Genomic DNA, 22,852 nt, shown 5'->3' with positions numbered 1-22,852 from the left:
GGCTCCCAGGGGCAGCGCATCCTCGCGCCCCTCGTGCCAGCCCCGTGCCGCTCACTCCGCCGTGCGGCCCCGCGTCTTGTACGTGAGCACCGGCGCCAGCGTCGCCACCACCCGCACCAGCCCCGCCTCCACCAGGTCCGTCACCACGCGGTCGATGGCCTTGTACGCGGGCGGCGCCTCCTCGAAGAGCAGGTCCCGGTCCTCGCACACGACGTGACTCTTGAAGGACGTGCGCGTCAGCGACTCCGCCGTGAAGCGCTCCTTCAGCCGCTCCCGCGCCGCCGTGCGCGTCCACTTGCGCCCCGCGCCGTGCGCCAGGCTGTAGGCGCTCTGCTCGCCCGTGCCCACCGGCAACACCAGGTAACTCAGCGCCCCACGGCTGCCGGGAATCACCACCGGCCCCTCGTCCCACGGCGCCGCGCCCTTGCGGTGCAACCACCACATGCGTCCGTCCGCATGTCTCGCGGTCACGCTGTTGTGGCACACGTCCAGCACCCGCCGCCCCGTCGCCCCAATCCCATCCAACACCCGCTGCGCCACCATCGCCCGGTTCGCCTTCGCCCACAGCACCGCGCCGTCATGCCGCTTGAGGTATTCGCGCGCCTCATCCGAGTCCGCCGCCAGTCCGCCCGCCGCGTGCCGGTCGACATGCTTGCGCAGGATGGCCTCCCCCAGCCCGCGCGACCCCGAGTGCACGAGCAGCAAGAGCCGCTCCTCCCGCAGGCCCAGCGCCTCGAAGACGCGCGTGTCGTGCACCTCCTCCACCCGCTGCACCTCCGCGAAGTGGTTGCCGCCGCCCACCGTGCCCAGCGCCGACTCGAAGCCCGCGGCGCGCGCGCCGTGCTCCGTGAGCACCGACTTCGTGTCCCCCTCCCACGGCCCCTCCAGGTCCAGCTTCGCCGCCCAGCGCTCCGCCTTCGCCTTGCGCGTCAGCAGATCCACGTCCCACAACCCCATGCCACAGCCGATGTCGCTGCCCACGAGGTAGGGATACAAGAAGCCCTCGGACTCGAAGGCCGCGCCCACCGGGGCGCCCTTGCCGGGATGCAGGTCCGGCAGTCCCACCGCGAGCCGCATGCCGGGCAGGCGCGACACCGCCTCCAACTGGCGGACGGCCTCGCCCTCCACCCAGGACTGGGGCGAGGCGATGATGCGCACGGTGGCGGCCGTGGAGGTTTCAGGAGAAGGGGTGTTCATGATGGCCGGTCCCGACGCGGGCACTCCACGCGCCCTGACGCCCCGGGCTCCAGCGCCTCGGGCCGGCCTGCCCGGCCGCCTACTTGTGGTAGGGCTCGCCCTTCAGGATGGTGAACGCGCGGTAGAGCTGCTCGATGAGCACCACCCGCGCCAGCCGGTGGGGCAGCGTCATCCGCGACAGTGACATCACCTGATGCGCCGCGCCGCGCACCGAGTCATCCAGCCCCTCGTCGCCGCCGATGACGAAGAGCAGGTCCTTCGAGCCCGTCTGCGCCTTGGCGACGTAGCGGCTGAGCTCCACGGAATCCAGCAGGGTGCCGCGCTCGTCCAGCGCGACAATCCAGTCCTGCGGCTTGCGCTTGCCCAGGATGGCGGTGGCCTCCGCGGACTTCGCCTCGCCGGGCTTGAGCTTGCGGCCCGAGGCTTCGTTCAGCTCCAGCAGCTCGAAGCGCGTGTAGTGCTCGAGCCGCCGCGCGTACTCCTGCACGGCGGGCTCGAACAGCCCGGAGCGGTCCTTGCCGATGGAGAGGAGGCGGACCTTCACGGCGGCTTAGGCCAGCTTCTCCCGGGGCGCGTCCGCCCACAGCCCGTCCAGGTCGTAGAAGGCGCGCACCTCGCCGTTGAAGAGGTGGGCCACGACGTCGTCGTAATCCAGCAGCACCCACTGGCCCGTCTCCAGGCCTTCCGTGCTGATGGGGCGCAGGGGCTGCTGCTCCTGCTTGAGCTGCACCTGGACGTTCTCCGCCATGGCGCTCACCTGGCGGTCGCTCTCGCCGGAGGCGATGACGATGTAGTCCGCGTAGGACGTCATCCCGCGCATGTCGAGGATGACGACGTCCGTGGCCTTCTTGTCCAGCAGCAGGTTGCCGATGCGGCGCGCCAGCTCGCGCGCCTTCGGGTTGTCCGCGGGCTTGGGCGGCGGCGGCGGGGCAGCGGCCTTCGGGGCCTTCTTGCGCGCGGCGGCGGTCTTCTTGCGCGGCGGCGGACGCACGCCGCTTTTCGCCTTCTTGGCGGCCGTCTTCTTGCGGGCCGGAGCCCGGGTGCCGGTCTTCGCCTTCGCCTTCTTGGATGCAGGGGTCTTCTTCTTCGTGGCCATGTGGCGGATACCCTATCGCACCCTTGGCAAGCTTCCAGCGCTCCTCTAATGGGTTCGTCCATGAGCGACGCCCGCCTGGAGCAGTTCAAGAAGATGACGGCCCAGTTCCCGGATGCCCCCATGGCCTGGTTCTCCCTGGGGAAGCTCCACCTGGAGCGCAAGGAATACGACAGCGCCATCCAGAGTCTGGAAACCGCCGTCCGCCTGGACCCGAAGTACGCCGCCGCCCTCGTCTCCCTGGGGGACGCCTACGCGGGGGCCGGCCAGACGGACAAGGCGAAGGCGGTGCTCACCACCGCCCGGGACCACGCGCTCGCCCAGCAGCACCCCAGCCTCGCGGAGGAGATCGACGAGCGCATCGCCGACCTGGAATGACTCTCAGTCCTGGTCACGCCAGGTGAAACCCACGCCGAACACCTGGCGCGTGTAGCTCAGGCCGTTGCGCGGCAGGCGCGTGCTCCAGAGGCCCCAGGACAGCTCCGCGTCCACGTGGGCGGAGACGGGCCGGGCCAGCTTGAGGGACAGCGAGTTCTGTCCCTCGTCCTCCTCCACCAGGACAATCTCCGGCGACAGGAAGATGCCGTCCGGGTAGCGCGCCAGGCCCAGCGTGCCCTGCGCCAGCAGCGTCACCCGCCAGGGCAGCCGCACGCCCGCGCTGCCGGTGAGCCGGTGGCGCAGCGCCGTCTCACCGAAGCTGTTGGAGCTGACCTCCTGGAAGGCATACGTGAGCGACAGCTTCACCGGCCCCCGGTACGTGTAGCCCGCCCCCGCCACCAGCGCGCCGTCCTGCCGCCGCTCGGGGGCCGCGCTGACGCCCGGGAAGGGGCGGGCGAAGGGGCCGTAGCGGCGCGAGCCCCATTCGCCAAAGACACTCAGCGTGTGGTGCGGGCTCAGCCGGTAGCGGCCCAGCACCCCCACCTCCGGCCCGCCGAAGTCGGCCGTGTGGTCCGGGCGGTACACGAAGCGGCGCGCGCCCAGGCGCATGCGCAGGGCCAGGCGCACGTCCGGGGCGTACTCGGCGAAGAGGCTGGTGCCCAGGTCCGAGTACGCGCGGCTGCCGCCCCGCCGGTCCTTGGCGTGCCCCTCGGCGCCCACGCCCCACTCGGTGCCCAGGGCGAGGGAGCCCTCCAGCGCGCCCGCCTGCACCAGCGTGTCCTCGTTGGCGTAGTCCACGTACTTGCGGCCGCCCAGCTCGTACCGGCCCACCACCTGGGCGCGCTCGCCGGTGCCCTTGCCTTCCGCCACGCCCAGCACGCTCAGCGCCAGGTCCGTGCCGGGGCCGCGCGTGCGGGTGTCGGTGAAGTCGCGCGGGGCGTTGCTGTCCACGAGCAGCCGGCCGGTGCCCCGGAGCGAGCCCTGCCACTCGGCCGCGCGCGCACCTCCGCCCCAAGGCAACGCGAGGGCGAAGAGGAGCGGGAGGAGGCGGCGGTCCAAGACGCGCGCACCATACTCCGGCCCGTGGGCGTGCCCCACCCTCGCAAGCGTCCCTCCGGCCGGGTCGTCCCGGGGACACCCGGGGTGCGCCCGCGGTCGGTGACGCCGCACCCGGCCGCCCGGTACATTGCGGCCATGTCTTACGCGTCCTTCCTCGCGGTGGCGGCCGGCCTGTCGCTCTCCGCCTGTTCCGCGTCGTCCTTCATCACGGAGGTCCAGGGCGAGGCGACGGTGCCCGCGAGCCCCGCCGGCACCCCCACGCTCCTCAACGCCTTCCCCGCCATCAGCAGCTTCTCGGCGCTGGACTTCAACGAGAACCAGGACTTCAAGAACCGCGACGTCACCAAGGACGAGGTGTCGCGCGTGCAGGTGCAGTCGATGACCCTCAAGATCCTGAGCCCGAACGACCAGGGCTTCGAGTTCCTGGACTCGCTGGAGGCGGTGGCCCGCGCGGGCAACACCGAGTCGCGCTTCGCGGCGCGCGATGGCATCGCCGGGCTGGGCCTGGGCGCGCCCAACCCCACGCTGTCGCTGAAGGCGGACGGGAGCGTGGACCTGCGGCCCTACGTGGCCGCGCCCACCATGGCCATCATCCTGCGCGGCACGGGGCGCCTGCCGGAGCGCGAGGTGCGCGTGCAGGCCACGGTGGTGCTGGAGGTGGAGGGCGGCCTGCTCTAGCTACGGGGCCAGCGTCTTCGCGCGGCGCTCCAGCGCGCCCGCGCGTCCATCCAGCTCGCGCGCCAGGGACTCCAGCCGCGCGGCCTCCTGCTCCAGCGAGGAGAGGTCCTCCGGCCCGCCCGCGGCCAGCGCCTGGGCCCGCACCGGGTCCACCTGGGGCCGCCGGTCGCTGGCGGTGACGCCGAGCGACGGGGCCTGCCCGCCCGCGGGGGTCCCGGTCCCCGTTCCCTCTCCGACGGAGGGGTCGCCCGTGTAGTTCGGCGACTCCGCCAGGGAGTCATTCACGGGCACCGGGCCGTTGCCGCCGCCCCGCTGGGTGGGGGCCACCAGCAGGCCCCGGTCGCCCGTGGCGCGAAGGCGCAGGCGCCGGTCCTGGTCGTCGAACATGGACTCCTCGCCCAGGAAGTCGTTCATGCGGCGGTCCAGGTCGCGCTCCTCGCGCACCTCGGTGATGCGCGCCTTCAGGGCCGCCAGCCGCTGCTTCACCTTGTCCTGCGTGTCGCGCAGCGCGTCCGCCTGCGCGAGCAGGTCCTCGGGGTCGTCCCCGCGCGCCGCGCCATCCAGCGCCGGCACCTGGGAGGCGGGCAGCGCCGCGCGCACGGCCTCGCGCTCGCCGCGCACCGACCGCATCTGCTCCACCAGCCGCGCCCGCTCCGTCCGGTCCGTCGTCGTGTCCCACGCCGCGCGCAGCCGCGTCAGCTCCTGGGACAGCGCGCCGTGCAGCGCCAGGTGCGCGCGCTCCACCTCGCCGTCCGCGCCGGACACCGACTGGGCCAGCCCCGTCAGCTCGCCGCTCAGCTCCTGCGAGCGGCGCAGCGCGGACTCCAGCTCGCCGCCCGCGGTGAGCTTCCCCTGGCGCTGGGCCTTGAGGGCTTCGATGCGCGCGGCCAGCCCGTTGAGCTCGTCGCGCAGCCCCTGCTGCCGGGTGCGCAGGGTGCGTGCCTCCGTGCGCGCCGCCTGGGCCTTCGCGCGCGCCTGCTCCAGGCCGGACGTCGCCCCGGCGGGAGCGGCCACGAGCAGGCACAGGAGGAGGGGGAGGACACGCGACATAATCGGGGGGACACCGTCAGCAAGGCGGATGCCAGTCCTTCCCTCCTACCCCGTTCCCGGGCCCGACGGAAAGCGCCCTGGTTCCGGGCACCTGCACGGGCCGGGTGGGACGGGGTGGGTGGGCCGGACCGGTGGAAAGTCATGGGGCCAGGGCGGGGGTGACGGATTTCCGAGGGCTCCGTTCCCGGGCTAGCCCTCCTCGGGGCGCTCGCCGCGCGGCAGGAAGCCGTACTTCTCCAGCTTGTAGTACAGCGCGGAGGTCTTGATGCCCAGCAGCCGGGCGGTCTCCGTCTTCACGCCGCCGGCCTTCTCGTAGGCGCGGGCGATGAGCTGGCGCTCCAGGTCCTCCAGGATGTCGGGCAGCGGGCGGTCGCCCTGGGGCACCGGCAGCCCCGCGTCCACGCGCGGCGTCTGGCCGGCCAGGTGCGAGGGCAGGTCCTGCGGGGTGAGCGTGTCGCCCTCGGCGAAGACGAGCGCCTGCTCCATCACGTTCTCCAGCTCGCGCACGTTGCCGGGCCACGCGTGGCGCGTGAGCGCGTGCAGCGTCGCGTCGTCGATGCCGGTGACGCGGCGGTTGACCCGGGGCGCGTGCTTGGCGACGAAGTGACGGGCGAGCGCGGGCAGGTCCTCGGGGCGCTCGCGCAGGGGCGGCAGGGTGAGCGGGACGATGTGCAGCCGGTAGTAGAGGTCCTCGCGGAAGCGGCCCGCCTTCACCTCCGCCTGGAGGTCGCGGTGCGTGGCGCTCACCACGCGCACGTCCACCTTGAGCGTCTCCTCGCCGCCCACGCGCTGCAGCTCCTTCTCCTGGAGCACGCGCAAGAGCTTCGTCTGCACGGAGGCGGGAATCTCTCCAATCTCGTCCAGGAAGAGGGTGCCGCCGTCGGCCAGCTCGAAGCGGCCCAGCTTGCGCTTCACGGCGCCGGTGAAGGCGCCGCGCTCATGGCCGAACAGCTCGCTCTCCAGCAGCGTCTCCGCCAGGGCCGCGCAGTGCACGACGACGAAGGGGCCGTCCTTGCGCGGGGAGCGCTGGTGGATCATCCGCGCGACCAGCTCCTTGCCGGTGCCGCTCTCGCCGCGCACGAGCACGGTGGCGTCGCTGGCGGCCACCTTGCGCACCTGGGCGAGCAGCCGCTGCATGGGCTCGCTGTCGCCCACGAGGTCGCGGTGGGTGAGGGCGGCGTCCGCGTCGTGCGCGTCCGTGCGGGCGGTGAGGCGCTCCACCTGGCGGCGCGTGGCGGACAGCTCCAGGCCCTTGTCCACCTTGGCGCGCAGCACCTCCGGGGGGAAGGGCTTGGTGATGAAGTCGTAGGCGCCCTCCTGCATGGCCTGCACGGCGGTCTCGATGGTGCCGAACGCCGTCACCACCATGACAACGGCGCCCGGGTCCGCCTGCTTGAGGGCGCGTGTCACGGCGATGCCGTCCATGCCGTCCATCTTCAAATCCGTGACGACCAGGTCGAAGGGGCCCTTCTTGTACGCGGCCAGCCCGTCCGCGCCGCTCTTCACCGCGGACACGGTGTGGCCGGAGCGGGTGAGGGTGACGGTCATGCCCTCGCGGAGGGTGTCGTGGTCGTCGATGACGAGGATGCGGGCCATGCGCCTGCTCGGGAAGGAAGGGTGGGGTGTCGCCGGGATGGGGTCCGGCGCGATGCACACGCCAGGCCACCCTACACCGGACCGGCCGGGGTGCACTGGGGGGCGGCCGTGAAAGGGCTGGCGTCCGGGGCCGGGCGGGTGTCTATCCGGGCGCATGGCCTCCGTCTCCGCTGCCCTCGCTGACCTGCTCGCGCGCCACGTCCCCACGGACGACAAGGAGCGCGAGGACCTTGCGCGCATGCGCCTCTTCGCCACGTCGCTGAAGGAGCCCTTCTCCCGCTCACAGGTGGAGGCGCACTTCACCGGCAGCGCGGTGGTGGTGGACGCGGCGGGCGGACGGGTGGCGATGCTGCACCACGCGAAGCTGAAGCGCTGGTTTCAGCCGGGAGGACACGCGGAGGCCGGGGACGGAGGCGACATGGAGGCCACCGCGCTGCGCGAGGCCCGTGAGGAGACGGGCTGCCGCGTGCACCTGCACCCCACGGCGCCGCGCCCGCTGGACGTGGACGTGCACGTCATCCCCGCGCGCAAGGACGAGCCCGAGCACCGTCATCTGGACGTGCGCTACCTGGTGGTGGCGGAGGACCCGGAGTCGCTCGCGCATGACCCCGCGGAGTCGTTCGGCATCCAGTGGCTGGGCTGGGACGAGGCGATGGCGCGCGCGGACGAAGCGCCGCTGCGCCGCATGCTGCTCAAGGCGCGCGAGGCGTTGAAGCCGGCGTAGGGCAGGGCAGCGTCAGCGTGAAGACGGTGTCGCCCGGGGCGGAGCGCAGCGCGAGCTCGCCGCCGTGGGCCCGGGCAATCTTCCGCGCGAGCGGCAGGCCCAGGCCGGTGCCCTGCTCGCGGGTGGTGAAGAAGGGCTCGAAGATGCGCTCGCGCTCGGCTTCGGGCACGCCGGGGCCCGAGTCCTGGACGTCGATGGCGTAGCGGCCGTCGCGCAGCTCGCCGCGCACGTGCACGCGGCTGCCGGCGGGCGCGGCCTGCACGGCGTTCTTCACCAGGTTCACGAGCGCGGCGGTGAGCAGGCTGCCATCCGCCTCCAGGTGCGCGGGCGCGGCGGTCATGTCCAGGGACACGCCCTTGCCCTGGGCCTCCGCGGAGAGCAGTTCGCACGCGTTGGAGACGAGGTCGGGCGCCTCCATGGGCGCGCGCGCCAGCGGCTGTTCCCGGGCGAAGGCGAGGAAGTCCTCGACGATGCGCTGGAGGTAGGCGACCTCGCGCTGGATGCGGTCGACATGGCTGTTCGCGTCCGCGTGCGCGCCCGCGCGCAGGTCCTCCTGCAGCAGGCCGGAGAAGAGCGCGATGCCGCCCAGGGGGTTGCGCACCTCGTGGGCCACGCCCGCGAGCATCAGCTTGAGCTGCCGGTCCCGGCTCTCCAGCGCGCCGCGCATGACCTCCAGCTCCCGCGCGAGCACACCGATTTCCCGGGTGGGCTCCGGAGGCACCGGCGTGGTCAGGTCCCCCCGGCCGATTCTCAGCGCGGAGTCCATCAGCCGCCGCAGCGGGCCGGCCAGCCCCCGCGCGGTGATGAGCGCGATGACGGCGAGCGCGACGAGCGCCACGGCGCTGGCCATGACGAACGTGCGCCACAGCCGCCGCAGCGGTCCGAAGAAGGCCGCGCTGCCCTCCACGCCGATGGCGCCCACCACCTGTCCGTCCTGGACCACGGGCGCGTAGCCCGTCTTGTAGAGCAGCCCGTCGGAGCCGGTGAAGAGCACCTGGCTGGCGGCGCGCTTGCCGGCGAGGACGCGCGTCAATTCCAACCGGTCGCGCGCGAGGTCCGGAACTTCGGTGCCCACGGGCAGGTTGCCGCCCGCGTCCGCGCGCACGCGGCCTCGCGTGTCCACGGCGTAGACGCGGCGCACGCCGCTCGCGGTGCGCACGCCGTCCAGCAGGCGCAGGAGGTTGCGCCAGGTGCGGGTGCCGGACACGTCGTCGCCGGGCTCGATGGTGAGCATGCGCTCGCCGCTGACCTGGCTGGCGGTGGCGGCGGCGAGCGCGGAGAGGCTGGCGCCCAACTCGTCCTCCAGGCTCGCGCGAGCGAGCGCGTACACGGAGGCGCCCGCGAGCGACAGGAAGAGCAGGGTGGGCAGGAGGAACGCCAGCAGCAGCCGCGCGGACAGCGAGCCCAGCGCGTCCCGCAGACGGGAGGATTGGGGGCGATGCTTCATCCGGGCGGTGCTCCTCGCACCCCCGCATCAAACGGCATGCCCCGGTTCCTGGCCAGTCCTCGTTCCGCGTTCCACGGCGGCGCGCTGCGAGCGGAATCCCCCGGACGGGTGATGGCGGTGGCCGCCGGTGCGTGGCGTTGATGGGCCACGGATGGAGCCGTGGGAAACGCGCTTCGGAACCGGCTTCCAGCACCTGGTGTCTTGTCCCCGCGGACGTCACGCACGTCAGGAAGAGGCTCACGAAAAACGTCAGACACGGCTGGTAGATGTGAGTGATTGAGGGGGCGCGTCATGCTGACAGGATGGCTGGGACGACTCGGCGCGGCGTCGGTGCTGGTCCTGTCGCTCACGGCTTGTGGGACGCCGGGCTCCCGCACGCTGCCGGTGGGGCTGCACGGCTACGGGCGCTATCACAGTGCATCGCCTGCCGCGTTCGGGCGGGACAGCGCGTGGAAGCGCGCGGGCTCTGGCGGCACCGTGGGAGGAGAGGAATTGGGGCGCTACCTCGCGTTCATCCGCGAGAAGCGTGCCGCCCTGAAGCAGCCCGCCGTGATGGAGGGGGAGCGTGAGGTGGGTCATGCCGCGCTCAACGACCTGCTGCTCTGGGCGTCCGCGCGGACGGAGGAGGAGCTCGCGAAGGACGAGCCGCTGGAGGTGTACCTGCGGCTGAAGGCGAAGCACGCGGAGGCCCTGCGCGAGGAGGGGGCGCGTTCGGCCCGGGCGGAGGCGAAGCTGGAGGAGTTCCACCGCTGGGCGGACGCGCGCCGTCAGGCCTTGGCGGACGCGCACTTCCGCGGGCTCGGAGGGGATGGGCTGCTCACGGAGAGCCCGCTCTACGAGGAGACCCAGCTGGCGCTGCTGGACGCGGTGCTGGACTGGGCCTCCACGCACATGGAGGACCCCGACTTCCCGCGCAAGAGCCCCAGTGAGGTGGCGCTGTACCTGCTGGCGCGCGACAGCGTCCTCGCGTCGGCGGTGGAGGCGGGCCGCGTCGCGCCACCGGCGTGGGATCCGGCCCGTGAGCCTCCGGGCATTCCGCCGGAAGAGGTGGTGCTGGAGATCGCGCTCGGGCTGCTGCCCGTCACTGGAGAAGTGGCGGACGTGAGCGGCGTGGTGCTGGGCCAGAGCCTCCTGGGGTACCCCCTGACGGACGGTGAGCGGCTGCTGTGCGCGGTGAGCGTGGCGCTGCCGGTGGTGTCGGGGCGGTTGCTGTCGGAAGGCGCGCAGGGCGTGGAGCGGGTGGCCCTGCTGACGGGCCGGAGCCTGCACGAGGTGCAGGTGTTGCAGCGCGTGGTGCAGCACCTGTCGCCGCAGGAAGCACAGGAGCTTCGCCGGGTGCTGCGCGCGGCGGGACGCGGTGATGCCGTGTCTCCGGAGGACGTGGCGCGGCTCCAGGGGCTGGCGAAGCGGCTGGAGGCACCGCTCGCGGAGGCAGGCCGTGTGTTGGCCCAGGGCAAGCGCGTGGCGCTGGTGGGCTCACGGGCGACGGCGGAGGGAGCGCGGCTGGTGCCGGGCAGCGCGGAGCACCTGGCGCAGGCGTGGGTGGACTACCAGTTCCGTCACCCGGAGAAGTACCGGAGCTTCAAGTACGCCGTGGATCCGGAATGGGAGCGGCTCTACCAGACGGTCATCAAGAACAAGGGCGCGGGCACTGCGTTCGAACAGTCCGTGCTCCAGGGCCGGAGGCTGCCGAAGAACACGGACCTCCTGATGCCACCGCCGGGAAGCAAGGCCCAGGGTTTCGTCCCGGACGCGGTGACGGGGCACAAGGGGGACCTGGTCTGGGGCAGTGCCTACGATTTCATCGAAGTAAAGGGTCGCAAGGAGCTGGCGCTCACGGGCAATGTGGAAGCCATGCTGGAGTATGTGAAGCGGTATGGTGGATCCATCGAACTCTGGGTTCGCTCCGCCAAACACCCCGAGGGCGCAACGCGACTCACAGAGCCGTTGAAAAGAGAGTTGCGCCTCCTTGGCGCGCAAGGTCGTGCGAAGGTCGTCCCCTTTCCTTAGGAACGCCTCATGGCCCCTCGAACCCTGGACACGACCTTCGCGTTGCCTCCTGGCGTTCCATCCACGGACACTGTTCGCGAACTGGTCCATCGGTTCTTCACGGGCGGCCGCTGGTTTCAGCCCGTGCGCTACGGAGGCGTCGGGATGGGAGAACGGTTTGAGCCCGGTTCATCCGTCCCGGATGCGCTCGCGGACCGCTACGACGAATTCAAGAGCTTCTTCATCGGGGCGAAGACAGATCGGGACTTCATCTATCTCTCCCCGGAGCGCCACGGGAAGTACCCGTTCGCCGGAGCCTTCGGCTGGGTGACGTCCGTCGTGGAGGCGCGGAAGGCAGGCTGGCGTGAAGCCCACCTGCGGCAGGTCGTCGAAATCATGCACCTGCTGGGTTCCCCCCTCGTGCAGTCGGGACTCGATGACGACTTCGAGCGCAAGAACTGGCGCCTGGTGCCGACGGAGTACGGCTTCGGCTCCGAGCGGGTCTTCAACGTGCGCGACTACAGCGAGGGCCTCTCCGGCCTCTACTGGCGCAACGTCTTCGGCGCCCCCTTCGTGGACCTCTTCGGACCGCGCCTGGACGCCATCCCCGCGTCCCAGCGCCAGTCACTCGACGGCGGCCTCGTCCTCGTCCAGCCCTATGCGCTGCCCACCCAGGCCATGACCCCGGAGGGCGCCGCCGCGGAAAGCCAGCTCATCGCCACCCTGGGACCTGACGCCTTCTTCGACCTGCCCACCCCGCGCAAGCCCACGCGCGTGCCGGACGTGTCGTGGATGCTGCACAAGCACTGACGCCCGGACGTCAGTCGAACATCGCGGACAGCGCTTCGCTCAGGGTCTCCACGCCCACCACCTGGAGCTTCGTCTCCTCCACGCGCCGCGCGCTGCCGGCCGGCAGCACCACCCGCTGGAAGCCCATCTTCGCGGCCTCCGCGAGCCTCGAGTCCACCTGGCCCACCGCGCGCACCTCGCCCGCGAGCCCCACCTCTCCCAGCACCAGCGTCTTCGCGTCCAGCGGCCGGTTCTGCAGGCTGCTCACCAGCGCCGCGCACACCGCCAGGTCGCACGCCGGTTCGCTCAACTGCATGCCGCCCGCCACGTTGACGAACAGGTCGCAGCCCACCAGCGGAATCTCCTCCTTCTTCTCCAGCACCGCCGCCAGGAGCGCCACGCGGTTGCCGTCCACGCCAATCGCCGTGCGCCTCGCGGTGCCGTAGCCCGTGGGCGCCACCAGCGCCTGCACCTCCACCAGCAGCGGGCGGGTGCCGTTGAGCGTGCTCGTCACCACGCTGCCGGACTTGCCCTGCGGCCGCTCGGAGAGGAACAGCGCGGACGGGTCCGCCACCTCCACCAGCCCCGCGCCCTTCATCTCGAAGACGCCAATCTCGTTGGTGCTGCCGAAGCGGTTCTTGTGCGCGCGCAGCAGCCGGAACGGGTGGCCGCGCTCGCCCTCGAAGTAGAGGACCGTGTCCACCATGTGCTCCAGCACCCGGGGACCCGCGATGGAGCCCTCCTTCGTCACGTGCCCCACCAGGAACGTGGGCACCCCGCTGCGCTTGGCGAACGCCATCAGCCGGCCCGCCACCTCGCGCACCTGGGTGATGCTGCCCGGCGCGTTGCCCAGCTCCGGCAGGTACATGGTCTGGATGGAGTCCACCACCAGCGCCTGCGGCTTCAGCGCCTCCGCCGCCTGCAGCACCCGGTCCGCGTCCGTCTCCGCGAACAGGTGGATGGCCTCGCTCTCCACCCGCAGGCGCTCCGCGCGCATCTTCGTCTGCCGAAGGCTCTCTTCACCCGACACGTAGAGCACCGGCCCGTGCCGCGCCAGCTTGTCCAGCGCCGCCAGCAGCAGCGTGGACTTGCCGATGCCGGGGTCGCCGCCCAGCAGCACCAGAGAACCGCCCACCACGCCGCCGCCCAGCACGCGGTCGAACTCCGTGATGCCCGTCCGGCGGCGGACCTCCGTCTCCGCCGTCACGTCCTGGAGCTTCACCGGCCGTGAAGCGCCCCCCGACGCGCCCCACGCCGGGCGCTTGTCGTCCACCTTCGCTTCGGTCTCCTCCAGGAGCGAGCTCCAGGCCCCGCAGTCCGGACACTTCCCGAGCCACTTCGCCGTCTGGTAGCCGCAGGCCTGACAGGTGTAGTGCGTCTTCGCCTTCGCCATGGGTTGAGGTGTCTACCCCAGACCCCTGACGTTTCCCCGCCTCATGCGTGCGCCATGCCAGCAGAGCAGGCAGGCAGGTTGTCGTGGATCAGGTAGCGGGTTGCCCCACAGGGAGGGGGAACCCAGTTTCTGCTCCACGGGCGACGCGGGATAGCGCGCCCCCCACACAGGGAGAGTGCCATGGGGATTATCGCGTTTCTGGTGATTGGTCTGGTCGCGGGTCTCATTGCTCGAGCCATCATGCCGGGCAACCAGTCGATGGGGCTCATCGCCACCACGCTGCTGGGCATCGCGGGCTCGTTCGTGGGCGGTTTCGTGGGTTCGCTGTTCTCGCGTGACGGTCGCGCCTTCGACCTGCACCCCACGGGCCTGCTGTTCTCCGTCCTGGGCGCACTGCTCGTGCTGTTCCTCGTGGGGCTCGCCGGCCGCGGCCGTCGCGTCCACGTCTAGTTCGTAGGGCTCCTCGACCGATGAGGCGGGAGACAGCCAGGGGACGTCCGTCACAGACGGACGTCCCTTCTGTCTTTGCGGGCACTCGTCAACCCCTGGTCGCGAGAGCGTTGACAATGGCCTCCGGGTTACGCACCGTCGGCCTCCTGACGCCTGCCCAAGGCAAGGAGCCCGCATGTCCGACACCGCCGAGTCCTTCCACGGCCACGCCCACCACGCCGCCCCCGCCCCGGAAGGGGTGGCGGTGCGTCACGACTGGTCGCTCGCGGAGGTGAAGGCGCTGTACCAGTTGCCGCTCCTGGATCTGGTGCACAAGGCGCAGACGGTGCACCGGCAGGTGTTCGTGGAGAACAAGGTGCAGCTGTGTTCGCTGCTCTCCATCAAGACGGGCGGGTGTCCGGAGGACTGCGCGTACTGCCCGCAGGCGGCGCGCTACAAGACGGGCGTGAAGGCGGAGAAGCTGATGGCGGTGCCGGAGGTGCTGGCCGCCGCGTCCCAGGCGCGCCAGGCCGGGGCCACCCGCTTCTGCATGGGCGCCGCGTGGCGTGAGGTGAAGGACGGTCCGCAGTTCGACAGCGTGCTGGAGATGGTGAAGGGCGTACGGGCCCTGGGCATGGAGGCGTGCGCCACGCTGGGCATGCTCACCGACAGCCAGGCGAAGCGCCTGCGCGAGGCGGGCCTGTCCGCGTACAACCACAATCTGGACACGTCCCCGGAGCACTACGGCGACATCATCTCCACCCGCACCTACGACGACCGGCTGAAGACGCTCAACCGGGTGCGCGACGCGGGCATCTCCGTGTGCTGCGGCGGCATCATCGGCATGGGCGAGTCCGTGGACGACCGCTGCAACCTGCTGCGCACGCTGGCCAACCAGGAGGTCCACCCGGAGTCGGTGCCCATCAACGCGCTCGTCCCCGTGGAGGGCACGCCGCTGGCGGATCAGCACCGCGTGGAGACGGTGGACATGGTGCGCACCATCGCCACCGCGCGCCTGCTCATGCCGCAGGCCATGGTGCGCCTGTCCGCGGGCCGCATGCAGATGAATGAAGAGGCGCAGCTGCTGTGCATGATGGCGGGCGCCAACTCGCTCTTCTTCGGGGAGAAGCTGCTCACCACCGGCAACCCCGAGTACACCCAGGACATGGCGCTCCTGGAGAAGGCGGGCATCCGTCCCCTGGAGCCCCGGCAGGACCGGTGAAGCCCGCCACGCAGTGGGCGCGCGAGGACCTGGAGGCCCTGTCGTCCAGGGGCCTTCGCCGCGCGCTGGAGCCGCTGGACTCCCCCCAGGGCGCGGAGGTGCGCGTGGGGGAGGAGCGGTTGATCAACTTCTCCTCCAATGACTACCTGGGGCTCGCGGCGTCGCCCGCCGTGCGCGCCGCCGTGGCGTCCGCGCTGGAGCGCTACGGCGTGGGCACCGGCGCCAGCCGCCTGGTGGTGGGGGACATGGTGCCGCACCAGCGGCTGGAGGCGCGCCTTGCCCGCTTCGAGCGCGCGGAGGCGGTGCGCCTCTTCAACTCTGGCTACGCGGCCAACACCGGCATCCTGCCCGCGCTGGTGGGCCCCGGCGACGCGGTGTTCTCCGACGCCCTCAACCACGCCTCGCTGGTGGACGGCTGCCGGCTGTCGCGCGCGCGCGTCGTCGTCTACCCGCATGCGGACGTGGCCGCGCTCACCCGCGCGCTGGAACAGACGCCCGCGCGGCGCAAGCTGGTGGTCACGGACAGCGTCTTCTCCATGGACGGGGACGTGGCGCCGCTGCGCGACATCCTGGCCGCGTGCGAGGCCCACGGCGCCGCGCTGATGGTGGACGAGGCACACGCCACCGGCGTGCTGGGCGCTCGCGGCGCGGGGCTGTGCGAGGCGCTGGGCGTGGAGGACCGGGTGGACCTGCGCATGGGCACGCTGAGCAAGGCGCTGGGCGGGATGGGGGCGTACGTCGCCACCTCGCGCGCGGTGGCGGACCTGCTGGTGAGCCGCGCGCGGCCGTTCGTCTACTCCACCGCGCTGCCCGCCGCCCTGTGCGCGGGCGCCGAGCGCGCGGTGGACCTGGTGGAGCACGACCCCGCTTCGCGCGAGCGGCTGTGGGGCCACATCCACCGCTTCACCGACGGGCTGCGCGCCCTGGGGCTGTCCGCCGAGCCCCGGAGCGCCATCTTCCCCGTCATCCTGGGCGAGCCCTCGCGCGCGCTGGACGCGGCCAGGCGCCTGCGCGAGGCGGGCCTGCTGGTGAAGGCCATCCGTCCGCCCACCGTGCCGGACGGCACCAGCCGCCTGCGCTTCTGTCTCTCCGCGGCCCACTCGACGGGCCACATCGACCTGGCGCTGGAGGCCCTGCGCCGGGTGGGAGTCTCCCGTGGCCCCTGAAGTCCTCCAGTTCTTCGTCACCGGCACGGACACCGGCGTGGGCAAGACGCAGGTGTCGTGCGCGCTGCTGTCGCTCTTGAAGGACGCGGGCTACGCGCCCCAGGGCTTCAAGCCCTACGAGAGCGGCTGCGCGTCGCTGAAGGCGCCCTCGGACGCGCTGGCGATGCGCGAGGCCGCGGGCAGCACGCTCCCGGTGGACGCCCTCTGCCCGCACCGCTTCAAGGCGCCGCTGGCCCCCGGCATCGCGGCGGCCCGGCTGGGGAGGGAGCCGGACTTCGGGGTGACGCTCACGGCGTGGAAGGGGCTGAAGCGCGGGACGGTGGTGGTGGAGGGGGCCGGGGGGCTGTTCGTCCCGGTGGACTCGAAGCGGGACGTGGTGGACCTCATCCAGGCCTTCCGCCTGCCCGTGGTGCTGGTGGCGCGCGCGGGGCTGGGCACGCTCAACCACGTCGCGCTGTCGCTGGAGGCGCTGGCGGCGCGCAAGGTGCCCGTGCGCGCGGTGGTGCTGTCGCGCGGGGTGCCCGGGCGTGACCTGGCGGAGCGGGACAACCGGCGCTACCTGGAGGCCCGCCACGGGGTGGAGGTGCTGGGGCCGGTACCGTATGTGGAGGATCCGAGAAAGCGCCGCCTGGCGTTCCGGCGCGCGCTGGCGCCGCTGGTGCCCGAACGCGCGCGGGCCCGATAAATCGGCCTCCGCCGCGTTCGGCGGAAAGGCGCGTGCTACAGGTCGCGCAAGTTTTCGCGTGGTGGCGGCCGTGATCTGGACGGCCCGTTTTTTCCGCGCGAGAAAGCCGTCACGAATGGCGGACATCATCGACATCACGCTCCTCGCGGACGTCCGACGCTTCTTCCAGAAGCTCATCGAACAGCGCGGGCTGTCCTACTTCCTCCAGAAAGATGGACCGCGGTTGTTCCAGATTGAGCCGACGAAGGTCGAGCTGGTCCTGCGCACCGCGATCCGCACCCGGAACCCGGAGCTGCCCAGGCCGCACGAGAAGGCCATCGAGCACTGCCGCCTGGAGCTGCGCCGCGAGCTGATCCGCCGCGTGGCCACGGCCATGCTCCAGACGGGGCTGTGAGCCGCTTCTCGCTCCGCTCCGCCTTCCCGCGCACGCCCAACCCGCTGTCCCAGGCCGTCGCCCAGCGCCACGCGCGCGGGCTGCCCCTGCTGGACCTGGCGGAGACCAACCCCACCCGCGTGGGGCTGCCCCCACCGGACGTGGACCTCGGGGCCCTCCCCGAGCCCTTCGGCTACGCGCCAGAGCCCTTCGGCCTGCCGTCCGCGCGGAAGGCCGTGGCCACGCACCTGCGCCAGCGGGGCACGCCCGTGGAGGCCGCGCACGTCGTGCTCGGCGCCAGCACCAGCGAGGCCTACGGGTGGCTGCTGAAGCTGCTGTGCGACCCGGGGGACAACGTCCTCCTCCCCGCGCCGGGCTACCCCCTGGTGGACGTGCTGGCGCGCCTGGAGGGCGTGCACGCGCGCTCCTACCGCCTGCCCGCCGTGCACGGCTTCGGCCTGGACGCGGGGCAGGTGGAGGCCGCCCTCGACGCGCGCACCCGCGCGGTGCTGGTGGTGAACCCGGGCAACCCCACCGGCCACTTCCTCCACGAGGACGAGTTGCACGCGCTCGCGGACGTGTGCGCGCGCCACGGCCTGGCGCTGATCAGCGACGAGGTGTTCTCCGGCTTCGCCTGGGACACGGAGGCGGGGAGGGTGACGTCGGTGGCGGGACGTGCGCTGCCGTGCCTGACGTTCTCGCTCTCCGGCCTGTCCAAGGTGGCGGGCCTGCCCGGCCTCAAGCTGGCGTGGCTGCACGTGGGCGGCCCCGCGCACGCGCGCGACGAAGCCCTGGCCCGGCTGGAGGACGTGGCGGACGCGGCGCTGTCCGTGGGCACGCCCGTGCAGCTCGCGCTGCCGGCGCTGCTGGCCCACGCGCCGCGCTTCCAGCGGGTCCTGCTGGAGCGGGTGAGGGGCAACCGGGAGCGGTTGATTCGAGCGCGTCCGGCGGGCGCCGCGTGGGACGTGGTGCCCGCGCACGGCGGCTGGAGCGCGGTGCTGCGCATCCCCCATCACCCCGGCGAGGAGGCCACCTGCCTGCGGCTCGTGGAGGAGGGGGTGCGCGTGCAGCCGGGTTACTTCTTCGACTTCAGCGGCGGTGCGTACCTCGTGCTGTCGCTCTTGCCGACGCCCGAGGTCTTCACCGCCGCCCTGGAGCCGCTGGTGCGCGTGCTCAGTCCGCCGACGGCGTGAGCACCTGGATCTGCTTGAAGGTTTTCCCCTCCACCTTGAACAGCTCGTAGGGGGAGATGGCCTCGCCGGTGTCGTTGTTGAAGTCCAGCTCGCCGCTGGCGCCGCGCACGTTGACGATGTTGCCCGCGCGCAGGTCGTCGCGCGCGCCGCTGAACTGCACCGGGCCCAGTTGGTAGCTCTTCACCGTCTGGCCCGTGGGGGGCGTCAGCTTGGTGAGCCCCTCCGCGATGCGCGTCCCGGTGACGGCGCCGGGGTTGGCCAGGTCGTTGCCAATCGCATACGCCGAGCCGAGCGCCACCAGGTACATGGCGTCGTACGCGTGCGCGGTGAACGAGAACTGCGCCGGGTCCGTGTTGTTGTAGGCGCTTTTGAAGCGGCTGTTGAAGAGCTGGTAGACGGGCTCGTTGGGCCGCGCGGACGCGGGGGCGGTGCCGTACGTGCCCGCCAGCTCCGTGGCCGTGTCGGTGTTCGCCAGCAGCGTGGGGTCCTTGCTGGCGTCGGTCAGGAACCACCGGTTGCCGTTGGCCACCTTGACCTGCTCCGCCACCGCCGCGGGCACCAGGCGCGCGTTGTCCTCCGTGAAGCCCGCGAGCACCGTCAGCTCCGGCTTGTAGTTCTTCAGCCAGGTCGCCGCGCCGGTGACGTCCCCGTTGCGCACGTACTGCGTGCCGTCCACCTGCTTCGTGGTCAGCCGCTCCAGCAGCTGGGAGAACAGGCCCTGGCCATAGGGGTCGTTCACGTAGGCCACGGCGATCTTGTTGGGCGGCGTGAAGGTGCCCCCGGGGTCGTTGATGGCCGTCTTGCCGCTCAGCACGTCCGCGATGACGCGGCTCTGGAGCAGGTCCGACGGGGTGGTGCGCCACACCAGGCCCACCGGGCCGCCGTTCTTGTCGTCCAGCGTGGTGAAGGTCGCGCTGGTGGCCGTGTGGCTCATCAGGAGCACGTTCTTCTTGATGGTGACGGTGCTGACGCCGGTGGTCTGCGCGCTGCCCGCGCTGAACACCGCCACCACGCCCTTGTCGTTCACCATCCACGTGGCCTGCGTCTTCGCGTTCTCCACGTCCGCCTTCGTGTCGCAGACGTACATGATGAACTGCCGGCCGCCCACGCCCTCCAGCGAGTTCACTTCGTCCAGCGCCAGCTTCAGGCCGTTGAAGCGCTGCTGCTCGATCTCCGCGTTGCCGCTCACGTTGGTGAGCGGCAGCAGCGCGCCCAGCACGATGGGGTTCGGCGCGGACGTGGCGCCCACCACCTGGTCGCACCCCTCCGGCTGCGGCAGGCAGAAGCCCGACGTGCAGACGCTGTTGCTGCCGCAGTCACTGCTCGTCGTGCACTCGGACAGGCCGCCCGCCGTGGTGAAGCTGCACCCGGACGCCAAGAGGGCCATGCCCAACGTCATCATTCCCAGCGCGCGCATCAGAAACGACCCTCCATGCCAACCCCGGCGCCGCGCGGTGCGAGCGTCACGCGGACCTCGCCCTGCGCGGGAGGGCCCTCTTTGGGATACAGGATGATGGCGGTGATGGCCCCCGCGAGCCCCACGCCGAAGCCGATGTCCGCCAGCAGCGCCTTGCTCTTGGTGCTGTCCGACAGCCGCTGCTTGTCCGCGAGCGTGGCGGCGTTGTCGAACTGCTCGCGCTGGTCGCGCGCCTGCAGCCCGAAGAGCACGCCCACGCCCACGCCCACCACCGCCACGCCGCCCGTGGCGAACGCCGCGATGCGCTGGTTGCGGTAGGCCTTCACGGCGCGGTCCAGCTCCGCCTGCCGCTGGCGCTCGCTCTCATCCTGCGCGCGCCGGGCCGCGGCCTGCTCCTCGTCCGCCTTCTGCCGCGCGGCCTCCGCCTCGGCCTCCAGGCGCTTCCGGTCCGCGTCCGCCGCCGCCTGCGCCTGGTCCTCGCGGTCCAGCTGCACGCGCAGCCGGTCGATGGCGCGCGTGCTGTTCTTCAGCAGGGTGGGGTCGGTGTCCTCGCTGTTGGACGTGACGTACTGACGGTAGAAGTCCATCGCCTCGCGGGGCTCGCCCGCGTACTCCAGCGCCACGGCGATGTTGTAGACGAGCCGCGGGTGCGGCTGGGCCTCGTTGGCCTGCTTCAGCACCTCCGCCGCCTCGCGGTACTTGCGCGCGTCATAGAGGCGCTTGCCCTCCTTCAGCAGGGCCTGGACGTTGACCTTGGAGCCACCCCGCTGCGCCAGGGCGGAGCCCGGCGACAACGCAAGCGCCAGCGACAACACGAAAACCAGTCTCATGGGGCGGGGAGCCTAGCGCCGAACATTCCGGCCGTCGAAGCGCTGGCCCCCCTAAAAAAGCACCGGGGCCACCCCCACCCCCGTCAGCGACAGGGGAGGAAGCGGCCCCGGAAGGCCTTCCCAGGCGTCAGCCGGCGATCAGCCGTCCAGGCGCGCGATGAGCAGCTTGCGCTGGAGCATCAGGGCCTCGGGGGCCTTGGTGCCCAGCTGCTCGAAGAAGACCTCCTGGCTCTTGAGCTCGGACTTCCACTCGTCCTCCTTGATGGAGGTGGCCTCCTGGATGGCCTCTTCGGACAGGTCCAGGCCCTTGAGGTTCAGGCCGTTGTCCTGGCGCGGCACCCAGCCCAGCAGCGTCTCCTGCGTGGGGACGCGGCCGTGGACGCGGTTCACGATCCACTCGAGGACGCGCATGTTCTCACCGAAGCCCGGCCAGATGAACTTGCCGTTCTTGTCCTGGCGGAACCAGTTGACCTGGAAGATCTTCGGCAGCTGCGGGATGGACTTCTGCATGTCCAGCCAGTGCTGGAGGTAGTCACCCATGTGGTAGCCGCAGAAGGGCAGCATGGCCATGGGGTCGCGGCGCACGACGCCCACCTTGCCGGTGGCCGCCGCCGTCGTCTCCGAGCCCATGGTGGCGCCCAGGAACACGCCGTGGGTCCAGTTGAAGGCCTGGATGACCAGCGGGACCGTGTTGGAGCGGCGGCCGCCGAAGATGAGCGCGCTGATGGGAACGCCCTGGGGGTCGTTCGCCTTGCCGGACAGCACCGGGTTGTTGCTCATGGGCGCGGTGAAGCGGCTGTTCGGGTGCGCCGCCTTCTCCGTGCTGCCCTTCTTCCAGGGCTTGCCCTGCCAGTCGATGAGCTCTTCCGGGACCTCGCCGTCCTTGCCCTCCCACCAGACGTCGCCGTCGGGCGTGAGCGCCACGTTCGTGAAGAGCGTGTCCTTCGCGATGGTCTCCATCGCGTTGGGGTTGGTCTTGTAGTTGGTGCCCGGCACCACGCCGAAGTAGCCGGCCTCCGGGTTGATGGCGTACAGGCGGCCATCCGGACCCGGGCGCATCCACGCGATGTCGTCGCCGACGGTTTCAATCTTCCAGCCCGCGTACTCCTTGGGCGGGATCATCATGGCGAAGTTCGTCTTGCCGCACGCGGACGGGAAGGCCGCGGCGATGTACGTCGTCTCACCCTTGGGAGAGGTGACGCCCAGGATGAGCATGTGCTCCGCGAGCCAGCCCTCCTCACGGCCCAGGTAGCTGCCGATGCGCAGCGCGAGGCACTTCTTGCCCAGCAGCACGTTGCCGCCATAGCCGGAGCCGAAGCTCCAGATGGTGTTGTCCTGGGGGAAGTGGCAGATGTAGCGGCGGTCCGGGTTCACGTCGCCCGTGGAGTGCAGGCCGCGGTTGAAGTCGTCGCTGTCGCCCAGCATGTCCAGCGCGGCCTTCCCCATGCGGGTCATGATCCGCATGTTGAGGACCACGTAGTCGCTGTCCGTCAGCTCCACGCCAATCTTCGTGGACGGGCCACCCAGCGGGCCCATGGCGTAGGGCACCACGTACATGGTGCGGCCCTTCATGCAGCCCTCGAACAACTGGGAGAGCTTCGTGTAGGCGGCCTCCGGCTCCATCCAGTTGTTGGTGGGGCCCGCGTCCGTCTTGTTGGGCGTACAGATGAACGTGAGGTGCTCGACGCGCGCCACGTCGTTGGGGTTGGAGCGGTGCAGATAGCAGCCGGGGCGCTTCTGGGGGTTGAGCGGGATGAGCGTGCCGTCCTTCACGGCCTGCTCCGTGAGGCGCTGCTTCTCCGCCTCCGAGCCGTCACACCAGACGATGCGGTCCGGCTGGGTCATCGCGGCCATCTTGGCCACCCAGGCCAGCAGCGTGGGGTTCTTCGTGGGCGCCTGCTCGGTGGCGGCGGCCGCTTGCGTCGAAGCCATGGAGGTCTCCTCGGGGTGTCTCATGCGTGGGGTGTCCCGCGTTCCCGCTTCTGTGCGAGGGGGGGAAACCCTACAGCGGAAGGAACACCAAACCTTCTGGACCGGGGCCCCAAAAGCAACCGACGTCGGGCAGTCAACCGGACTTTCGACCGCTCTGGCCTAATTCCACTTATCAGCGCCCGGTCGCCCATCAGTAAACGGCGCGGTGCGGC

General features: G+C 71.5%; 22 protein-coding genes. 11 read left to right on the top strand and 11 right to left on the bottom strand.

The genetic code is table 11. The features are described from left to right. Positions 1 to 51 precede the first annotated feature (51 nt). From JYK02_RS16175 to rsfS, 3 genes are all read right to left on the bottom strand, one after another. Positions 52 to 1,197 (bottom strand): RNA ligase RtcB family protein, encoded by a 1,146-nt coding sequence (locus JYK02_RS16175; RefSeq protein WP_207052075.1) that lies wholly within the window; start codon positions 1,195 to 1,197, stop codon positions 52 to 54. 79 nt (positions 1,198 to 1,276) lie between these two features. Continuing rightward, positions 1,277 to 1,741: a 23S rRNA (pseudouridine(1915)-N(3))-methyltransferase RlmH gene (locus tag JYK02_RS16170; protein WP_207052074.1), complete on the bottom strand. Its 465-nt coding sequence runs from the start codon at positions 1,739 to 1,741 to the stop codon at positions 1,277 to 1,279. A 6-nt stretch (positions 1,742 to 1,747) separates the two neighbouring features. Continuing rightward, positions 1,748 to 2,293, bottom strand: coding sequence for a ribosome silencing factor (gene rsfS / locus JYK02_RS16165; protein WP_207052072.1), 546 nt, complete (start codon positions 2,291 to 2,293; stop codon positions 1,748 to 1,750). Positions 2,294 to 2,353: 60 nt separating this feature from the next. On the opposite strand from rsfS, the gene JYK02_RS16160 reads away from it, so the two are divergent. Next, complete coding sequence (locus tag JYK02_RS16160) at positions 2,354 to 2,668, top strand: tetratricopeptide repeat protein (protein WP_207052069.1); 315 nt, start codon at positions 2,354 to 2,356, stop codon at positions 2,666 to 2,668. 3 nt (positions 2,669 to 2,671) lie between these two features. Here the strand turns inward: JYK02_RS16160 and JYK02_RS16155 are convergent, their stop codons facing one another. After that, on the bottom strand, positions 2,672 to 3,727 hold the full coding sequence (locus JYK02_RS16155) for a hypothetical protein (protein WP_207052067.1): 1,056 nt from the start codon (positions 3,725 to 3,727) through the stop codon (positions 2,672 to 2,674). Between the two features lie 135 nt (positions 3,728 to 3,862). On the opposite strand from JYK02_RS16155, the gene JYK02_RS16150 reads away from it, so the two are divergent. Beyond that, the gene (locus tag JYK02_RS16150; RefSeq protein ID WP_207052065.1) at positions 3,863 to 4,405 is read left to right on the top strand and encodes a hypothetical protein; all 543 of its coding nucleotides are present in this window, start codon (positions 3,863 to 3,865) and stop codon (positions 4,403 to 4,405) included. Here the strand turns inward: JYK02_RS16150 and JYK02_RS16145 are convergent, their stop codons facing one another. Continuing rightward, positions 4,406 to 5,455 carry a TetR family transcriptional regulator gene (locus tag JYK02_RS16145; protein ID WP_207052063.1) on the bottom strand — a complete coding sequence of 350 codons (1,050 nt, stop codon included), beginning with the start codon at positions 5,453 to 5,455 and terminating at the stop codon, positions 4,406 to 4,408. A gap of 189 nt (positions 5,456 to 5,644) precedes the next feature. Further along, positions 5,645 to 7,051, bottom strand: a complete 1,407-nt coding sequence (locus JYK02_RS16140; protein ID WP_207052061.1) for a sigma-54-dependent transcriptional regulator — start codon at positions 7,049 to 7,051, stop codon at positions 5,645 to 5,647. Positions 7,052 to 7,205: 154 nt separating this feature from the next. On the opposite strand from JYK02_RS16140, the gene JYK02_RS16135 reads away from it, so the two are divergent. Further along, entirely contained in the window at positions 7,206 to 7,775 is a 570-nt protein-coding gene (locus JYK02_RS16135; RefSeq protein WP_207052059.1) for an NUDIX hydrolase, read from the top strand. On the opposite strand, the gene JYK02_RS16130 is transcribed toward JYK02_RS16135, so the two are convergent. Beyond that, positions 7,744 to 9,222 (bottom strand): sensor histidine kinase, encoded by a 1,479-nt coding sequence (locus JYK02_RS16130; protein WP_207052056.1) that lies wholly within the window; start codon positions 9,220 to 9,222, stop codon positions 7,744 to 7,746. The genes JYK02_RS16135 and JYK02_RS16130 overlap by 32 nt on opposite strands. Before the next feature lie 291 nt (positions 9,223 to 9,513). On the opposite strand from JYK02_RS16130, the gene JYK02_RS16125 reads away from it, so the two are divergent. Continuing rightward, positions 9,514 to 11,232 carry a hypothetical protein gene (locus tag JYK02_RS16125; protein ID WP_207052055.1) on the top strand — a complete coding sequence of 573 codons (1,719 nt, stop codon included), beginning with the start codon at positions 9,514 to 9,516 and terminating at the stop codon, positions 11,230 to 11,232. A 144-nt stretch (positions 11,233 to 11,376) separates the two neighbouring features. After that, positions 11,377 to 12,021, top strand: coding sequence for a hypothetical protein (locus tag JYK02_RS16120; RefSeq protein WP_207052053.1), 645 nt, complete (start codon positions 11,377 to 11,379; stop codon positions 12,019 to 12,021). A 10-nt stretch (positions 12,022 to 12,031) separates the two neighbouring features. On the opposite strand, the gene radA is transcribed toward JYK02_RS16120, so the two are convergent. Beyond that, positions 12,032 to 13,393 (bottom strand): DNA repair protein RadA, encoded by a 1,362-nt coding sequence (gene radA / locus JYK02_RS16115; protein ID WP_171419675.1) that lies wholly within the window; start codon positions 13,391 to 13,393, stop codon positions 12,032 to 12,034. 180 nt (positions 13,394 to 13,573) lie between these two features. Between radA and JYK02_RS16110 the strand changes: the two genes are divergently transcribed. The 6 genes from JYK02_RS16110 to JYK02_RS16085 all read left to right on the top strand — a co-directional run bounded on the left by JYK02_RS16110 (position 13,574) and on the right by JYK02_RS16085 (position 18,461). Then, positions 13,574 to 13,843 (top strand): GlsB/YeaQ/YmgE family stress response membrane protein, encoded by a 270-nt coding sequence (locus JYK02_RS16110; RefSeq protein ID WP_207052051.1) that lies wholly within the window; start codon positions 13,574 to 13,576, stop codon positions 13,841 to 13,843. 175 nt (positions 13,844 to 14,018) lie between these two features. Then, positions 14,019 to 15,044: a biotin synthase BioB gene (gene bioB / locus JYK02_RS16105; protein ID WP_207052049.1), complete on the top strand. Its 1,026-nt coding sequence runs from the start codon at positions 14,019 to 14,021 to the stop codon at positions 15,042 to 15,044. Next, on the top strand, positions 15,041 to 16,210 hold the full coding sequence (gene bioF, locus JYK02_RS16100) for an 8-amino-7-oxononanoate synthase (RefSeq protein ID WP_207052046.1): 1,170 nt from the start codon (positions 15,041 to 15,043) through the stop codon (positions 16,208 to 16,210). Before bioB ends, bioF begins: the two co-directional genes overlap by 4 nt. Then, positions 16,200 to 16,895 carry a dethiobiotin synthase gene (gene bioD, locus JYK02_RS16095; protein WP_207052045.1) on the top strand — a complete coding sequence of 232 codons (696 nt, stop codon included), beginning with the start codon at positions 16,200 to 16,202 and terminating at the stop codon, positions 16,893 to 16,895. The genes bioF and bioD overlap by 11 nt, the downstream gene beginning before the upstream one ends. A gap of 115 nt (positions 16,896 to 17,010) precedes the next feature. Then, entirely contained in the window at positions 17,011 to 17,289 is a 279-nt protein-coding gene (locus JYK02_RS16090) for a hypothetical protein (RefSeq protein ID WP_207052043.1), read from the top strand. After that, complete coding sequence (locus JYK02_RS16085) at positions 17,286 to 18,461, top strand: aminotransferase class I/II-fold pyridoxal phosphate-dependent enzyme (RefSeq protein WP_207052041.1); 1,176 nt, start codon at positions 17,286 to 17,288, stop codon at positions 18,459 to 18,461. Before JYK02_RS16090 ends, JYK02_RS16085 begins: the two co-directional genes overlap by 4 nt. On the opposite strand, the gene JYK02_RS16080 is transcribed toward JYK02_RS16085, so the two are convergent. The 3 genes from JYK02_RS16080 to JYK02_RS16070 form a co-directional block, all read right to left on the bottom strand. Further along, positions 18,442 to 19,878, bottom strand: a complete 1,437-nt coding sequence (locus JYK02_RS16080) for an ABC transporter substrate-binding protein (RefSeq protein WP_207052040.1) — start codon at positions 19,876 to 19,878, stop codon at positions 18,442 to 18,444. The genes JYK02_RS16085 and JYK02_RS16080 overlap by 20 nt on opposite strands. Continuing rightward, positions 19,878 to 20,708, bottom strand: coding sequence for a hypothetical protein (locus tag JYK02_RS16075; protein ID WP_207052038.1), 831 nt, complete (start codon positions 20,706 to 20,708; stop codon positions 19,878 to 19,880). Before JYK02_RS16075 ends, JYK02_RS16080 begins: the two co-directional genes overlap by 1 nt. Before the next feature lie 138 nt (positions 20,709 to 20,846). Next, complete coding sequence (locus JYK02_RS16070; protein ID WP_207052036.1) at positions 20,847 to 22,640, bottom strand: phosphoenolpyruvate carboxykinase (GTP); 1,794 nt, start codon at positions 22,638 to 22,640, stop codon at positions 20,847 to 20,849. Between the last annotated feature and the right edge of the window lie 212 nt (positions 22,641 to 22,852).

The sequence above is a fragment of the Corallococcus macrosporus genome, assembly GCF_017302985.1.
In the GTDB taxonomy this organism is placed as follows: domain Bacteria; phylum Myxococcota; class Myxococcia; order Myxococcales; family Myxococcaceae; genus Corallococcus; species Corallococcus macrosporus_A.
Note: the sequence above shows the minus strand (reverse complement) of the source record. Positions and strands in the feature narration are given on the sequence as shown.

Bases quoted from the DNA above. Each gene is read 5' to 3' on its own strand.
- JYK02_RS16110 (WP_207052051.1), top strand. From the start codon at position 13,574: ATGGGGATTATCGCGTTTCTGGTGATTGGTCTGGTCGCGGGTCTCATT.
- JYK02_RS16175 (WP_207052075.1), bottom strand. From the start codon at position 1,197: ATGAACACCCCTTCTCCTGAAACCTCCACGGCCGCCACCGTGCGCATC.
- JYK02_RS16080 (WP_207052040.1), bottom strand. From the start codon at position 19,878: ATGCGCGCGCTGGGAATGATGACGTTGGGCATGGCCCTCTTGGCGTCC.
- JYK02_RS16150 (WP_207052065.1), top strand. From the start codon at position 3,863: ATGTCTTACGCGTCCTTCCTCGCGGTGGCGGCCGGCCTGTCGCTCTCC.
- JYK02_RS16135 (WP_207052059.1), top strand. From the start codon at position 7,206: ATGGCCTCCGTCTCCGCTGCCCTCGCTGACCTGCTCGCGCGCCACGTC.
- JYK02_RS16130 (WP_207052056.1), bottom strand. From the start codon at position 9,222: ATGAAGCATCGCCCCCAATCCTCCCGTCTGCGGGACGCGCTGGGCTCG.
- bioB (WP_207052049.1), top strand. From the start codon at position 14,019: ATGTCCGACACCGCCGAGTCCTTCCACGGCCACGCCCACCACGCCGCC.
- radA (WP_171419675.1), bottom strand. From the start codon at position 13,393: ATGGCGAAGGCGAAGACGCACTACACCTGTCAGGCCTGCGGCTACCAG.
- JYK02_RS16160 (WP_207052069.1), top strand. From the start codon at position 2,354: ATGAGCGACGCCCGCCTGGAGCAGTTCAAGAAGATGACGGCCCAGTTC.
- rsfS (WP_207052072.1), bottom strand. From the start codon at position 2,293: ATGGCCACGAAGAAGAAGACCCCTGCATCCAAGAAGGCGAAGGCGAAG.
- JYK02_RS16070 (WP_207052036.1), bottom strand. From the start codon at position 22,640: ATGGCTTCGACGCAAGCGGCCGCCGCCACCGAGCAGGCGCCCACGAAG.
- JYK02_RS16090 (WP_207052043.1), top strand. From the start codon at position 17,011: ATGGCGGACATCATCGACATCACGCTCCTCGCGGACGTCCGACGCTTC.
- JYK02_RS16140 (WP_207052061.1), bottom strand. From the start codon at position 7,051: ATGGCCCGCATCCTCGTCATCGACGACCACGACACCCTCCGCGAGGGC.
- JYK02_RS16075 (WP_207052038.1), bottom strand. From the start codon at position 20,708: ATGAGACTGGTTTTCGTGTTGTCGCTGGCGCTTGCGTTGTCGCCGGGC.
- JYK02_RS16145 (WP_207052063.1), bottom strand. From the start codon at position 5,455: ATGTCGCGTGTCCTCCCCCTCCTCCTGTGCCTGCTCGTGGCCGCTCCC.
- JYK02_RS16120 (WP_207052053.1), top strand. From the start codon at position 11,377: ATGGGAGAACGGTTTGAGCCCGGTTCATCCGTCCCGGATGCGCTCGCG.
- JYK02_RS16125 (WP_207052055.1), top strand. From the start codon at position 9,514: ATGCTGACAGGATGGCTGGGACGACTCGGCGCGGCGTCGGTGCTGGTC.